Below are 14,875 nucleotides of genomic sequence, written 5' to 3' on the forward strand. Positions count from 1 at the left end.
TGGCTCCCCCTTTTCTACCGTAGCGGCTCCACAACAAGGAGCCTTACCATGGAAAGACAACGCGGTTTTACCCTCATCGAACTGATGATTGTGATTGGCATCGTCGCCATTCTTAGCGCCATCGGTTTACCGGCCTACCAAAATTATCTGCAACGCGCAGCGCTCACCGACATGCTGCAAACCATGGTGCCCTACAAAACCGCAGTAGAACTCTGTGCCATTGAGCGTGGCGGCCCCGCACAATGCCAGGCAGGACAACGCGGTATTCCTGCAGCTAAGGGTTCGCGCTATGTGGCAACGCTTAGCGTGGTTAATGGCACGATCACTCTTACTGGGCAGGAGAGCCTTACCGGGCTGGCGGTTGAAATGACACCAAACTGGAACGCCACCGATGGCACCTTAAGCTGGCAGCGTACCTGCACCAGCGATAACAGCAGCCTGCGTGATAGCTGCCTCGAACAGTTCCGCTTTGCTGACAAGGATGCCAAATGATGGACAATGCTAATGCTGCACTGCAAGCGTTGTGCGCACGCTATCAGGCGGTGATTTTGCATCACGATGCCACGCAACTTCGCGTGGCAGTGGCTGAGACACCCGATCCGCTGCTGCTGGAGGCCCTGCGATTCGCTAGCCAATGCAATGTCGATATTGAGTGCTGGCCTGCAGCGCGAATTGAGCAATTGTTACACGAACCTGAGCCCGACGCGGCCCCTCGCGAGCATGCCAATGCGGAATCGGCGATTAACGCGGTGGATCAAATACTGCGCCAGGCCATTCAGCGCCGTGCGTCTGATGTACATTTCGAACCGCAGCGGCATGGATTGCGTGTGCGCCTGCGCATTGATGGTGTGCTGCACAAATTGCCGCAGCCTGCGGAAGCCCAGCCGGCTGCAATACTGGCGCGCCTGAAAATCCTCGGTGGACTGGATATTGCCGAAAGACGTCTGCCGCAGGATGGGCAATTTACCCTTGAGATGGATGGCAAACTGGCGGCTTTCCGCCTCTCAACGCTGCCGATTAGCCACGGCGAAAAAGCCGTAGTGCGGCTACTGCAAAGTGAGAATAGCGCCATCACGCTCGATAAACTGGGCATGCCAGCCATACAGTTGCGGCTGCTGAAAAGCGCGTTGGCAAAACCTCAGGGGTTGATATTGGTTACCGGCCCTACCGGCAGCGGCAAAACCTTCACGCTCTACAGCGGGTTAAGCGCACTTAACGTGCCCGAAAAAAATGTATGCAGCGTTGAAGACCCAGTCGAAATTCCGCTGGAGGGGATTAATCAAACGCAGATACAACCGCGTAGCGGACTCGATTTTAATCGTGTGCTGCGCGCGCTGCTGCGCCAGGATCCTGATGTGATTATGGTAGGAGAAATCCGGGATGCCGAGACCGCAAGTATTGCCGTCAAGGCAGCACAAACCGGCCACCTGGTGCTCTCCACGCTGCATACCAACTCAACCGCTGAAACACTCACGCGCCTGCGGCAGATGGATATTCCCGGTTATCTGCTGGGCCCCGCGTTGCAACTGGTGGTAGCGCAGCGGCTGGTCAGACGCCTGTGCGTGCATTGTCGTCAGCCAGGACAAGCCATCGCTCATTTACCCACAGAACTCTGGCCAGGCACGCTGCAAACCTGGCGAGCACCCGGTTGCGATCACTGCTTTTCGGGTTATTACGGGCGGCTGGCGCTGTTTGAAATACTGCCCGTTACCAGCAAATTGCAAAATGCGATTTCGGCCGATATGCCGCTGGAGCATCTGCTGGCGCTAGCCAATGAGCAGGGAATGAAAACGCTGCTGGCTGCAGGACTGGAGGCGGTGAGCCGAGGCGAAACCTCCTTTGAAGAGATGCAGCGCGTGGTAGGGCTAGGCGATGGCTAATCTTTATCATTTCCGCTGGCAGGCACTTGATACGATGGGCGCGCTGCAGGAGGGGGAATCGCTTAGCGTCAGCCAGGATGCGCTGCTTAATCAACTCTCCGATCGCGGCATGCTGCCGGTGAGCTGGCAGCGTGGTAAATGCTGGCGCACGCGTGACTGGAAGTGGCAGCAGAAGATCGATCTGGTACGACAGCTGGCCACTCTCCTTAAAGCCGGTTTACCGTTGGCAGAGAGCCTGATACTGCTGGCGGAAGGCCATCCACATAGCGGTTGGCGGGTACTACTGAAAGGATTACAGCGGCGGGTCATCGCGGGAGAACCCTTCTCGCAGGCCCTGCAGGAGTGGCCGCAAATCTTTCCGCCGCTGTTTCCCGCGCTGATGCAAGTGGGTGAGTTAACAGGACAACTCGACGAATGCTGTCGCCAGCTGGCTCAGCAGCAGAGTAAGCAACAATATCTAAGGCAAAAAGTCGTGAAGGCGCTGCGCTATCCCTTATTTATCTTATTGGTGGCGCTCGCGGTCAGTGCCGGCATGCTGCTGTTCGTCTTGCCGGAGTTTGTCTCGGTGTATGCCAGCTTTGATGCACCGTTGCCCGCATTTACCGTCGCCGTGATGTCGCTATCGGCGCTGTTGCAGCAAGCCGCACTTCCGCTGTCGCTGATATGTGCGACTGTGCTGGGGATTGCGCAGCAAACATATCGGCGTTCAGTGCCCTGGCAAAAGCGCACGCATCAATGGCTGCTACGTATGCCGCTACTCTCTCCGCTGTGGCGCGGCGGACAACTCAGCCAGATTTACGCCATCCTGCAACTCACGCAGCAATCAGGTTTAACCTTGCTGCAAAGCCTGCAGGCGGTTGAGGTTACGCTGGTGTCTCGTCTATGGCGTGATGCGATTGTTCAGTTGCAACAGCACATTGCTGCGGGTGCTCCGCTCTATCAGGCTCTTCAGCAACATCTGCTTTTTACGCCACTCTGCGCGCAGCTGATCAGAGTGGGTGAGGAGGCAGGTGCGCTGGATGTGATGCTTGCGCGTTTAGCAGAATGGCATGAAGCACAAACGCTGGCGCGTGCAGACGCTTTGGCTGCCTCGCTGGAACCGATGATGATGGTGGTGATTGGCGGGATTGTCGGCACACTAGTCATTGCGATGTATCTGCCGGTATTTGGCTTAGGGGATGCGATTCGTTAACGGGCACGCGCAGTGCGCGCCCGCTATCTCTGCTTAACGCGTAAACACGCGGTTTTCCTGTTCTGCTACGCGGATAAAGGTGGTGCGCTTAGTCAGCTCTTTCAAACGCTCTGCGCCCACATAGGTACAGGCTGAACGCAAACCACCGAGGATATCCTTTACGGTATCTTCAACCGGGCCACGCAACGGCAAGCGCACAGTTTTACCTTCAGCTGCACGGTATTGCGCCACGCCGCCGACATGGCGCTTCATCGCAGATTCGGAGCTCATGCCGTAGAACAACATAAACTTCTCGCCCTGATCTTCAACGATGGTGCCTTCACACTCGTCGTGCGCCGCAAGCATTCCGCCGAGCATGGTGAAATCTGCACCGCCACCGAACGCTTTGGCAATATCGCCAGGAACCGAACATCCGCCATCGCTGACAATTTGTCCACCCAAGCCGTGCGCAGCATCGGCGCACTCAATAACAGCGGAAAGCTGAGGATAGCCAACACCGGTTTTCACTCGCGTGGTGCATACCGAGCCGGGGCCAATCCCGACTTTAACGATATCTGCACCAGACAAAATAAGCTCTTCTACCATCTCGCCGGTTACCACGTTTCCTGCGCAGATAGTCTTGCCTGGGAAGCTTTCACGTACCCGCAGCAGAAATTGCACGAAGTGCTCAGAATAGCCATTGGCCACATCAATACAGATAAAATTAAGCTGCGGCGATAACGCCAGAATCGCAGACAACTTTGTGAAATCTGATTCTGATGTACCGGAGGAAACCATCACATATTTCAGCACCGTTGACGGGACACGCTGCACAAACGCTTGCCAGGCCTCGACGCTATAATGCTTGTGCACCGCGGTGAGGAGGTTAAAACTGGCGAGAGCTTCAGCCATGGTGAATGTGCCAACGGTATCCATATTGGCGGCAATAATCGGTATGCCACTCCAGCTTAAGCCAGAATGTTTAAAGGTGAAGGTGCGTTCCAGTTCAACCTCAGAACGACTTTTCAGGGTGGAGCGTTTTGGGCGGATCAACACATCCTTGAAACCCAGTTTTAAATCTTCTTCAATACGCATAGCTGATTGTCCTGGTTGGTGACGACGAACCGCAGTTCGGGTAGCACTCACGGCTCCAGTGTCGTTATCATACGCGCCATTCGTTCCGCGACAAGACTGCGAATTTCACTTTATTTAGGCTACAATCCCTTAAATTTAGCTGAGAAAAATGATTGTGATCCTGCTCTCATCTTGCTGCGGTCAATGGCTGCTCACGATTTAAATTTTTGCGAGAACGCTATGCCTTATACCGTTGCGCTCACCGGTGGCATCGGCAGTGGTAAAACCACGATCGCCAATGCTTTCGCCGCGCTAGGCGTTGATATCATTGACGCTGACGTCATTGCCAGAGAAGTGGTTGAACCTGGAACGCCGGCGCTAAAGGCGATTGTTCAACGCCACGGAGATGCCATCCTGACGGCTGAAGGCACACTCTATCGTGCTCGCCTGCGCGAAATTATTTTCCAGCAGCCGCAAGAAAAAAACTGGCTCAATCATTTGCTCCATCCGCTTATTAATGCCCGCACGCAGCAGCTAAAGTTACTGGCCGCTTCACCCTATGTTCTTTGGGTGGTACCGCTGTTGGTGGAAAACGGCCTACAGCACCAGGCCGATCGGGTATTAGTTGTTGATGTGGATGCGGAGACGCAGTTGCAGCGTACACAACAGCGCGATGGCATTTCATTGAGTCAGGCGAAGAATATTCTTGCCGCACAGGCCAGCCGTGAACAGCGCCTCGCCTGTGCGGATGACATCATTGATAACAGCGGTAAGCCTGAACAGGCTCTACTGCGCGTTGCTGAACTCCACCAGTGCTATTTACGCCTGGCAGCAACCGGAAAGGATTAACATCATGAGTACAGTTGTTCTCTTTGAACACCCCTTAAACGAGAAGATGCGTACCTGGTTACGCGTCGAATATCTGATCGACCAGCTGCATGAAACCGTACCCGTAGATGGATCGGTCTCGGCACTTGGCGTTTTTCGTACCCTTAGCGACCTGCTGGATATTTTTGAACGCGGTGATATGCGCACTGAACTGCTGAAAGAGCTTGAGCGTCAGCAGCAAAAATTACGCGCCTGGCTGGATGTGCCCGGCGTTGACGAGCTGCGCGTCGATAACTTACGCCTGCAGCTGAAGCAATTTTCTAGCGAGTTAATGGCGGCACCTCGTATGGGCCAACAGTTACGCGAAGATCGCCTGATTGCGCTGGTACGGCAGCGTCTAAGCATTCCCGGCGGTTGCTGTAGTTTCGATCTGCCGAGCCTGCATATCTGGTTGCATCAGGAACAATCCGTACGTGATGTGCAGGTTAATGGCTGGCTTGAGTCATTGAATCCGTTGCGTAACAGTTTGACGATGATCCTCGATCTGGTTCGTCAGTCCGGCGTTTTTCGTCATCAAACCAGCCTCAATGGGTTTTATCAAGACAACGCCGAAGGCTCTGACCTATTGCGTCTGCAGTTAACCCTGGAAGATGCCTTGTACCCGCAAGTCTCGGGCCATAAAAGCCGCTATGCGATTCGTTTTCTACCGCTAGACAGTGAACGCGGAGAAGTGCCAGCCCGACTGAATTTTGAATTAGCTTGTTGCTAGAGGACGTTATGCCGGAAGAGATTATTACCGTACCTTGCCCTAATTGCCGCAGAGATGTGATCTGGGATGAGTTGAGCCCGTGGCGGCCATTTTGCAGTAAACGTTGCCAGTTGATTGATTTAGGTGAGTGGGCTGCGGAAGAAAAACGCATTCCCAGCAGCGGTGACCTGACGGACAGTGATGACTGGAGCGAAGAGCAGCAGTAACAAAAAAGTAAGGGGCCAGCAGCCCCTTAACTTAAATCTCGCCGGCTACCAGACGACCTATCAGCTCATGGTTTGCCGGAGGAAATTCATCCGCAACCAAATCCTGCTGTTCAACCCAGCGTTGTGGCTGCCCTTCTCGTCCATAAGGTTCACCGTTCCAACCCTCTACCAGGAAGAAATGCAGCGTAACGCGCAGATCGTCATAACTGTGATCGGCCTGGCCAATCGCAGTAGCCGCAGTGACTTCAATGCCGGTTTCTTCCATTAATTCACGTTTTAACGCCTGCTCAGCAGTTTCATCTTGTTCGATTTTTCCACCAGGAAACTCCCATTTATTAGCCATGTAGGAGCTTGCCGCGCGCTGAGCCAGAAAGATTTGACCATCTGTATTGCGAATGATGCCCACCGCAACCTGCAGGTGTTTCATAAGCTGGATTCCGCTTTTAATAAGTGAGCGCAAAGTGTAAATCAGATGCTAAGCGATGTTAACCCGCGAAGGGGAAGTGACGTCTGGTGTCGCACAAAACTCGCGTATTGAGACAGGTCGTAATGATCCCGACCGGGAATGTTGGGAATACTCGCTGCTTCTCTCTTCTGCTAAACCCGATTACCTATGGAATTCGAAGATACAACGCTGCTGGAGCAAAACAAACCTGAACATCCCCACGCTCTACGACATTTGGCATTTCACGATGTGTTGACGTTAGACAGCACGCAAAACACCTTAACCTGGTGGCCTGACCATAAAATCATCCCGCTAAATGAAGCGCAAAAGCGTTTTCTCTCCTGCCTGTTGCTGCGCATCACCTCTAAACATCAGATCATTGCCACTGTATGGAATGAAAGCTATCCGAGCATCAGTGATAATAATTACCATCAGCTGCTCTTTCAAAGCAGAGCATTGTTTAAGCGCTTTGGCTTGCCGGATGGGCTGCTTATTACTCTGCCCTACCACGGCGTACGATTAAACGAAGAGAAACTGATCGCTTTTACGCAGAGATTCTCATAACGCGATAGCAAAGAAAAAGGAGCCCTGAGGCTCCTTTTTCTATCAGGCCAAACGTCCGTGGCACTGTTTGTATTTTTTGCCAGAACCGCATGGGCAAAGGTCATTACGCCCTACTTTGCGTTCGCCACCTTGTGCCGCTAAGGCTTCGGCTGCTGCAGTTGCATCATCAACATGGCTCAACTGCTGCTGCTGTGCTAAACGCTCAGCTTCTTCACGACGCTGCTGCTCCATCGCTTCAACTTCTTCTGGCATGCGTACCTGCACCTTGCTTAAGGTGCTGATCACTTCATACTTCAGCGACTCCAGCATGGCGGCAAACATTGCGAAGGATTCACGTTTGTACTCCTGCTTGGGATCTTTCTGCGCATAACCACGCAGGTGGATCCCCTGGCGCAGATAATCCATTGCCGCCAGATGCTCTTTCCAAAGTGAATCCAGCGTTTGCAACATCACGCCTTTCTCGAAGTTACGCATCATCTCAGCGCCAACCACTTCTTCTTTAGCAGCATAGTTTTCGGCAGCGTTACTCATAATACGTTCGCGCAGCGTCTCTTCATGAAGGTCTGGCTCTTTATCCAACCATTCGGCAATTGGCAGGTTCAGATCGAAGTCATTACGCAGACGCTCTTCCAGTCCCGCCACATCCCACATTTCTTCCAGCGACTGCGGTGGAATGTACGTATCGATAGTGGTTTTGTAGACATCTTCACGGATGCTGTTGATGGTTTCAGACACATCAGAAACATCCAGCAGTTCGTTACGCTGGCTATAGATAGCACGACGCTGATCGTTAGCGACGTCATCGTATTCCAGCAGCTGTTTACGAATATCGAAGTTGCGACTTTCCACTTTACGTTGAGCGTTGGCAATTGCTTTGGTCACCCATGGATGCTCAATCGCTTCACCTGGCTTCATACCCAGTTTACGCATCATGTTTGATACGCGGTCCGAAGCGAAGATACGCATCAAGGCATCTTCCATCGACAGGTAGAAGCGTGAAGAACCGGCATCACCCTGACGACCAGCACGACCACGCAGCTGATTATCGATACGACGTGATTCGTGACGCTCAGTACCAATGATGTGCAGGCCGCCCGCCGCCAGCACTGCATCATGACGCAGTTTCCAGGCGGCTTTCATCGCCTCAATTTGCTCTTCAGTCGGCTCGTCCATGGCGGCAAGCTCAGCTTGCCAGCTACCGCCCAGCACGATATCGGTACCACGACCAGCCATGTTGGTGGCGATGGTTACTGCCGATGGCTGGCCTGCCTGTGCCACGATATCCGCTTCACTGGCGTGGAACTTGGCATTCAGTACGCTGTGTTTGATGCCCGCGCGCGTTAGCTCATTGGAAACCACTTCAGATTTTTCAATCGAAATTGTACCTACCAATACCGGCTGACCTTTTGCCGTGCAGTTACGAATGTCTTCAATAATGGCGTCGATCTTCTCTTTCTCGGTCATATAAACCAAGTCGGCCATATCTTTACGCACCATCGGGCGGTTAGTTGGCACCACGATAGTATCGAGCTTATAGATTGAGCTGAATTCAAACGCTTCGGTATCGGCGGTACCGGTCATACCGGCCAGTTTCTCGTAGATACGGAAGTAATTCTGGAAAGTAATGGAGGCCAGCGTCTGGTTTTCATTTTGAATTTCCACGCCTTCTTTCGCTTCAACCGCCTGATGCAGACCATCTGACCAGCGACGACCTTGCATGGTACGACCGGTATGTTCATCGACGATGACCACTTCGCCATCTTTCACGATATAATCCACGTCGCGGGTAAAGAGCGCATGGGCACGCAGTGCCGCAGTAACGTGGTGCATTAACATAATGTTGGTTGGAGAGTAGAGAGACTCACCTTCTTCCATGATGTTTTGGCTAACCAGCAGCTCTTCAACTTTAACCAGGCCGCGCTCGCTCATGTGTGCCTGACGCGCTTTCTCATCAACCCAGAAATCGCCTTCACCCTGGAAGGTGTCAGAATCTTCTTTTTCCTGACGAATCAGATGCGGGATAATTTTGTTTACCTTGGTATACAGCTCAGAACTGTCTTCAGCTGGACCAGAGATGATCAGCGGCGTACGCGCTTCATCGATCAGAATGGAGTCAACTTCATCCACCAGCGCATAGTGCAGTTTGCGCTGAACACGCTCTTCAGGGCTGAACGCCATGTTATCGCGCAGATAGTCGAAGCCGTATTCATTGTTCGTACCGTAAGTAATATCAGCCGCATAGGCTGCACGCTTCGCTACGGCTGGCATATTAGGCAGGTTAATACCGATGGTCAGGCCAAGGAACTCAAACAGTGCACGGTTATTTTCGGCGTCGCGCTGCGCCAGATAGTCGTTGACGGTGACCACGTGCACACCTTTACCGCTTAGCGCGTTCAGATAAGCAGGCAAGGTCGCGGTCAAGGTTTTACCTTCACCGGTGCGCATTTCAGCGATGCAGCGATCGTTCAACACCATGCCGCCAATCAGCTGGACGTCAAAATGACGCATGCCGAATACACGCTTACTCGCTTCCCGCACGGTGGCGAAGGCCTCAGGAATCAGGCTTTCAAGGCTTTCGCCCTTTTTCAGGCGCTCACGGAACAGATCGGTTTTTGCTTTCAGTTCATCATCAGAGAGCTTAACGAAATCCGGCTCCATCTTGTTGATGATGTCTACCACTTTGCGCATACGACGCAAAGTACGATCATTGCTGCTGCCAAATACTTTAGTTAACAGTTTGATTAACATAATAAATTATTCTCTTTTCAGCCGTGACTTCACGGACTGCAAAATCTAAAACAGGATGTGGAAAAAAACGTTAGCAGTTAGGCAATGAAAGGTCCGGCGCGGATGCCATGGATAGCAGCCTGCCAGTCAGCAGAAGTGTGGATTTGCGGTTCACGGTGGCGCAGTGCTAGCTGTGGCTCAACGGCATTAAGCGGTTGCGTAGGTGATGTCAGTAGCGCCTGAAGCGAACCAATCAACGCCAGTTTTTGTGCCGCTAATGGTACAGCTTGATTGGCCTCCGCCTGAGCAGGCGGCGTCATGCTAAAAGAAAGATGTCTGATAACTGTGCGGATGGCATGTTGATGCCAGTAATCGACGTTAAAACTTGGTCGACGCGCACTTTCCTGCAGACGAATCAGATGATCGAAATGGACAACATTGCCAACAAACAGGCTGCTGATCGGCGAATCGTTCGCCGTGGGCTCAGAACTTTGCGCACAGGCAGGCAAACCCAAACTGGCCGCCACCATCCCTAATAGGAGATGAGGCCAGAAGTAGCGTCTGCCTAATTGTCGCCAGCGTGAGAAAATCCCGATCACAACCCGTCCACAATGCATTGAATAAAAGGATAAAGCCTTCGCGTGAGTCTGCGATACCCGGCTTATATGAGCGCCAGATGATAGCACTTATGTTGCGCTTCGACACCAGTGATTAAAGGGGCTTCGGCGGAATTCACGTTTTTTTGTACAGGGTTTCGCCAGTCACGACAGTGAAATGAGATCGGTTTTGCAGGATTAAAAGCGAGGCAATAAAAAACGGCAGATTCCACTGACCGGAGAGGGTGTCAGCGAAACCTGCCGCTTTACGTCTGACTTACGCCAGAACTAAATTAGGTGCTTTGAATGCCAGTGGCAGTTCTGCTTCATCTTCGAAGGTAGCCCATTCCCAAGCTTCCTGCTTCGCCAGAACCGCTTGCAGTAACTTGTTATTCAATGCATGGCCGGATTTAAAGGCGGTAAATGCGCCAATAACATTGTGGCCGCACATGAACAGGTCACCGATCGCATCGAGCATTTTGTGACGAACAAACTCGTCTTCAAAGCGCAAACCGTCTTCATTTAATACGCGGAAATCATCAAGGCCAATCGCACAATCTAAACTACCGCCCAGGCACAGGCCTTTAGACTGCAGATATTCGATTTCACGCATAAAGCCAAAAGTGCGCGCACGGCTGATTTGACGCACGAAATTCTCAGCCGAGAAGTTGAGCTGGTAACGCTGCGAACTTGAGTCAATCGCTGGATGTTTAAAGTCGATAGTAAAGTCGAGTGAGAACCCGTTATAAGGTTTGATCTCGGCCCACTTATCGCCATCTTCCACACGCACGGTTTGCTTAACACGCACAAATTTCTTCGCGCTGCTCAGCTCTTCAATGCCTGCATCCATCAGCAGATAGACAAAAGGTGCGGCACTGCCATCCATAATCGGGATTTCCGGTGCATCAACTTCAACAATAATGTTGTCGATGCCTAAACCCGCCAGTGCGGCGTTCAGGTGTTCAACTGTTGAAATACGCACGCCTTCATCATTCACCAGGCACGTACTTAGCATGGTGTCGCGCACATATTTTGCATCAGCCGGGAAATCAACCGGTGGATTCAAGTCAGTGCGACGATAGATGACCCCGGTATTAGCCGACGCAGGGCGTAATGTCAGCGTGACTTTCTTGCCGGTATGTAAACCGACACCTGTCGCCTGAACAATACGTTTTAATGTCCTTTGTTTGATCATCGCATTATCTCGCAATATTACCCTTCCGACCGCCAGTATAAATTACCGGCGGGGGAATACTTTAGCACAAAGAGCGGAGAATCCCAATTCTCGGGATATTCTTAGTCAGCCTGTTTACGCAGGAAGGCTGGAATATCCAGATAATCAGGTTCTTTGCTTGATGCGGCTGGCTGGTCATTAACCACTTTAGCAGCAGGTTTCTGCTCCTGCGGCAGCGGCGCCATGCCGTGCTGCTGGTAGCGATGATCCATCACTGGCTGTGTGGCTGGCTTATTCGTTACCAGGGTGATTTCTGGACGCTTATCCATGCCAATACCGGTCGCAACTACGGTGACACGCAGTTCGTCGTTCATCTCTGGATCCAGAGAAGTACCAATTACCACGGTAGCGTTGTCAGACGCGAAGGCGCGAATGGTGTTACCCACGGTTTCAAACTCATCCAGACGCAGATCGAAGCCAGCGGTGATGTTGACCAGCACGCCGCGCGCGCCAGAAAGATCGATATCTTCCAGCAGCGGGCTTGAAATCGCCATTTCAGCGGCTTCTTCCGCACGATCTTCACCGCATGCCACGCCTGAACCCATCATGGCGTAACCCATTTCTGACATCACGGTACGCACGTCTGCGAAGTCAACGTTCATCAAGCCAGGGCGCGTGATCAACTCAGCAATACCCTGTACAGCGCCTTTCAGTACATCGTTAGCTGCGCCGAACGCATCCAACAGCGAAATACCACGGCCTAATACTTTCAACAGCTTGTCGTTTGGAATAGTGATCAATGAATCGACGTGCTTCGAAAGCTCGGCGATACCCTGCTCAGCAAAAGCCATACGCTTTTTGCCTTCAAAGTTGAATGGCTTCGTTACCACTGCAACAGTCAGGATACCCAAATCTTTGGCTACTTCAGCGACCACTGGCGCAGCACCCGTACCGGTACCGCCGCCCATGCCTGCTGCGATAAACACCATGTCTGCACCATCCAGCGCAGCACGCAGTGCTTCGCGATCCTCTTCTGCAGAGTTACGACCCACTTCTGGGTTCGCACCTGCACCGAGACCTTTAGTGATATTGGTCCCGATCTGGATCGTCTGGCCGACCGCTGTCTTACGCAACGCTTGCGCGTCGGTGTTCACAGCGAAGAATTCCACACCTTCGATACGCTCGCGTACCATGTGCTCTACGGCGTTACCGCCGCCACCGCCGACGCCGATGACTTTAATCACCGCGTCATTGGTTAATTCCATAGGTTCAAACATGATTTCTCTCCGTTATGTGCCTGTCGCCTGGAGATCATAAACATTGCCAGCATGATCTCCTTTTTCAAAAATTAAAACTCTTTCTTCAGCCAGCTATTGATTCGCTTAAACCAATTGCCCACCGAAGCACGTTTTTCCGTTTCCGCATCACCGTTCATATGTGACTCTTTGCCATAATGCAGCAGTCCAACCGCCGTAGAGTAATACGGCTCCTGCGCATAATCCGTCAGGCCGGTGATGTTGAGCGGCTGTCCAATGCGCACCTGCGTGTGGAATACACGCTGTGCACAGGCTGCCAAACCTTCAATCTGCGCCGCACCACCGGTCAGCACGATACCGGCCGCCAGATGATGTTTTACGCCCTGCTGGCGCAGCTGCTCCTGTAGTTGCAGAATCTCGTCGTTAACCAGATTCAACAGTTCGGTGTAACGCGGCTCAATCACTTCGGCCAGCGTTTGGCGCTGCAGGCTGCGAGGTGGACGTCCACCGACGCTCGGCACTTCGACGTTTTCGTCTTTGCCGACAATCGAGCCTAATGCACAACCGTGACGCACTTTAATCGCTTCCGCGTCGGTAGGCGGTGTACCAAAGGCGTAAGCAATATCGCTGGTCACCACGTTCCCTGCATACGGGATCACTTTGGTATGACGCAGCGCTCCGCCAGTATAAACAGCGATATCCATTGTACCGCCACCGATGTCAACAACACAGACTCCCAGCTCACGTTCATCTTCAGTCAAGACGGAAAAACTGGAAGCCAGCCCGGCAAAAATCAGTTGGTCAACTTTCAGGCCGCAACGTTCAACGGCTTTAACAATATTTTTTGCCATATCGTTGTGGCAGGTGATCAGATGCACCTTCGCCTGCATACGTACGCCGGAAAGGCCTACAGGATTTTTGATGCCTTCCTGATAATCGATGGCATATTCCTGCGGTATCACATGCAGGATACGATGTTCATCACGTACGCGAACGGATTTCGCCGTATGCACTACGTTCTCTACATCATCCTGAGTCACTTCCTCTTCCGAAATCGGAACCATCCCGATTTCGTTCTGGCAACTGATATGTTTGCCCGATAATGCAAGGTAGACCGAAGAAATCTGGCAATCCGCCATCAGTTCAGCCTGATCGATGGCGCGCTGTACGCATTTCACCACCGACTCAAGGTCGTTTACGCCGCCTTTATCCATACCGCGAGACGGGCAACTGCCCACCCCAATAATATTGACCATACCATCGGGCAGAATTTCCCCAACCAGGGCGGACACCTTTGCGGTGCCAATTTCGAGTCCTACTACCAGTTTTCTGTCCGTTGCCTTGATCATTGTGGTTTAGCCTGTGCCTGGTTCTGTTGCTGATTACTGTCCTGTGGCTCTATCGGTGCCGCTGCCCAGCCCACTGCGGCGCCCGAGTCGTAGCGCAAATCGACGTAGGTAATGCGCTGATTATGACTCTGGCCCTGCTGCTGCAGCTCCGGATAGAGCTCAATAAAACGGTTCAGACGCTTCATGGTATCGCTGCGTCCCAGCTCAATGCGCACATCGTCACTGGTCACTAATTGCCATGAGCGCCGCGCCGTCATCGACGCGACCTTCAGGGTAAACTTGTTAGCCTTTAATACATCACTCATGGTGTGATAGCCGGCCAACACCTCATTTTCACTGCCTTCCGGGCCATAAAGCATTGGCAGGGTTTCTTTGCCAATGTGACTGGCCGGAACACTGAAGGAGACGCCATCGGCGTCAACCATATGTGAGTCGTTCCAACGTGCCACCGGAACATACTCCACCAAATTAATCTTCAGCTCATCAGGCCACTGCTTCCGCACACTGACCTGCTTTATCCAGGGCAAACGCTCGATCTGCTGTTGAATGATATCGACGTTCTGCGACATGAAGGTCCCAGGCGCGCCGAGCGATAAAATCGCCTGGCGAATATCATCATGCGTGGTGTAGTGGGTTTGCCCCGTCACCACCAGCCTGGATAACGGCAAGCGCGACGCGTCATTCATCCACTTCAGCACCACAAGGCCGCCCGCCACCATAATGCCTAACACTATCAGCAGGAACACGATGCCAAACAGTCGTGCACCGTTGCTACGCCCGGAGCGCGCACGCTCCTGAGGTTCACGATTGCGTACTCGTATCGCCGCCTGAGACAT

At 52.6% G+C, this 14,875-nt stretch carries 15 protein-coding genes; 7 read left to right on the top strand and 8 right to left on the bottom strand.

Annotation, left to right across the window (positions count from 1 at the left end):
- Positions 1–48: 48 nt before the first annotated feature.
- From ppdD to hofC, 3 genes are read left to right on the top strand one after another with little or no spacing between them, the layout of a single operon-like run.
- Positions 49–492: a prepilin peptidase-dependent pilin gene (gene ppdD, locus CRO19_RS05355; RefSeq protein WP_097094924.1), complete on the top strand. Its 444-nt coding sequence runs from the start codon at positions 49–51 to the stop codon at positions 490–492.
- Positions 492–1,880, top strand: coding sequence for a type II secretion system protein GspE (gspE, locus tag CRO19_RS05360; protein ID WP_097097595.1), 1,389 nt, complete (start codon positions 492–494; stop codon positions 1,878–1,880). The genes ppdD and gspE overlap by 1 nt, the downstream gene beginning before the upstream one ends.
- Complete coding sequence (gene hofC, locus CRO19_RS05365; protein ID WP_097094925.1) at positions 1,873–3,072, top strand: protein transport protein HofC; 1,200 nt, start codon at positions 1,873–1,875, stop codon at positions 3,070–3,072. The genes gspE and hofC overlap by 8 nt, the downstream gene beginning before the upstream one ends.
- 33 nt (positions 3,073–3,105) lie before the next feature.
- Here hofC and CRO19_RS05370 read toward each other — a convergent pair whose 3' ends face one another.
- On the bottom strand, positions 3,106–4,146 hold the full coding sequence (locus tag CRO19_RS05370; protein ID WP_097094926.1) for a GMP reductase: 1,041 nt from the start codon (positions 4,144–4,146) through the stop codon (positions 3,106–3,108).
- Positions 4,147–4,365: 219 nt separating this feature from the next.
- On the opposite strand from CRO19_RS05370, the gene coaE reads away from it, so the two are divergent.
- Genes coaE through yacG form a run of 3 tightly spaced genes read left to right on the top strand, consistent with a single transcriptional unit; the run spans position 4,366 to position 5,928 of the window.
- Positions 4,366–4,974 carry a dephospho-CoA kinase gene (gene coaE / locus CRO19_RS05375; RefSeq protein WP_097097596.1) on the top strand — a complete coding sequence of 203 codons (609 nt, stop codon included), beginning with the start codon at positions 4,366–4,368 and terminating at the stop codon, positions 4,972–4,974.
- 4 nt (positions 4,975–4,978) lie between these two features.
- A complete protein-coding gene (gene zapD / locus CRO19_RS05380; protein WP_097094927.1) occupies positions 4,979–5,722 on the top strand; it encodes a cell division protein ZapD in 744 nt (247 codons plus the stop codon).
- 8 nt (positions 5,723–5,730) lie between these two features.
- Complete coding sequence (gene yacG / locus CRO19_RS05385) at positions 5,731–5,928, top strand: DNA gyrase inhibitor YacG (protein ID WP_097094928.1); 198 nt, start codon at positions 5,731–5,733, stop codon at positions 5,926–5,928.
- Positions 5,929–5,959: 31 nt separating this feature from the next.
- Here yacG and mutT read toward each other — a convergent pair whose 3' ends face one another.
- Positions 5,960–6,355, bottom strand: coding sequence for an 8-oxo-dGTP diphosphatase MutT (gene mutT, locus CRO19_RS05390; protein ID WP_097094929.1), 396 nt, complete (start codon positions 6,353–6,355; stop codon positions 5,960–5,962).
- A gap of 186 nt (positions 6,356–6,541) precedes the next feature.
- On the opposite strand from mutT, the gene CRO19_RS05395 reads away from it, so the two are divergent.
- Complete coding sequence (locus tag CRO19_RS05395; protein ID WP_097094930.1) at positions 6,542–6,937, top strand: winged helix-turn-helix domain-containing protein; 396 nt, start codon at positions 6,542–6,544, stop codon at positions 6,935–6,937.
- 42 nt (positions 6,938–6,979) lie between these two features.
- On the opposite strand, the gene secA is transcribed toward CRO19_RS05395, so the two are convergent.
- The 6 genes from secA to ftsQ form a co-directional block, all read right to left on the bottom strand.
- Positions 6,980–9,685 carry a preprotein translocase subunit SecA gene (gene secA / locus CRO19_RS05400; RefSeq protein WP_097094931.1) on the bottom strand — a complete coding sequence of 902 codons (2,706 nt, stop codon included), beginning with the start codon at positions 9,683–9,685 and terminating at the stop codon, positions 6,980–6,982.
- A gap of 77 nt (positions 9,686–9,762) precedes the next feature.
- Positions 9,763–10,263, bottom strand: a complete 501-nt coding sequence (secM, locus tag CRO19_RS05405) for a secA translation cis-regulator SecM (protein WP_320204463.1) — start codon at positions 10,261–10,263, stop codon at positions 9,763–9,765.
- A gap of 274 nt (positions 10,264–10,537) precedes the next feature.
- On the bottom strand, positions 10,538–11,455 hold the full coding sequence (gene lpxC / locus CRO19_RS05410) for a UDP-3-O-acyl-N-acetylglucosamine deacetylase (RefSeq protein WP_097094933.1): 918 nt from the start codon (positions 11,453–11,455) through the stop codon (positions 10,538–10,540).
- Positions 11,456–11,556: 101 nt separating this feature from the next.
- On the bottom strand, positions 11,557–12,711 hold the full coding sequence (gene ftsZ, locus CRO19_RS05415) for a cell division protein FtsZ (protein ID WP_008108602.1): 1,155 nt from the start codon (positions 12,709–12,711) through the stop codon (positions 11,557–11,559).
- A 71-nt stretch (positions 12,712–12,782) separates the two neighbouring features.
- A complete protein-coding gene (ftsA, locus tag CRO19_RS05420) occupies positions 12,783–14,039 on the bottom strand; it encodes a cell division protein FtsA (protein WP_007888634.1) in 1,257 nt (418 codons plus the stop codon).
- On the bottom strand, positions 14,036–14,875 hold the full coding sequence (ftsQ, locus tag CRO19_RS05425; RefSeq protein ID WP_097094934.1) for a cell division protein FtsQ: 840 nt from the start codon (positions 14,873–14,875) through the stop codon (positions 14,036–14,038). The genes ftsA and ftsQ overlap by 4 nt, the downstream gene beginning before the upstream one ends.

It is taken from the genome of Candidatus Pantoea floridensis (assembly GCF_900215435.1).
Taxonomy (GTDB): domain Bacteria; phylum Pseudomonadota; class Gammaproteobacteria; order Enterobacterales; family Enterobacteriaceae; genus Pantoea; species Pantoea floridensis.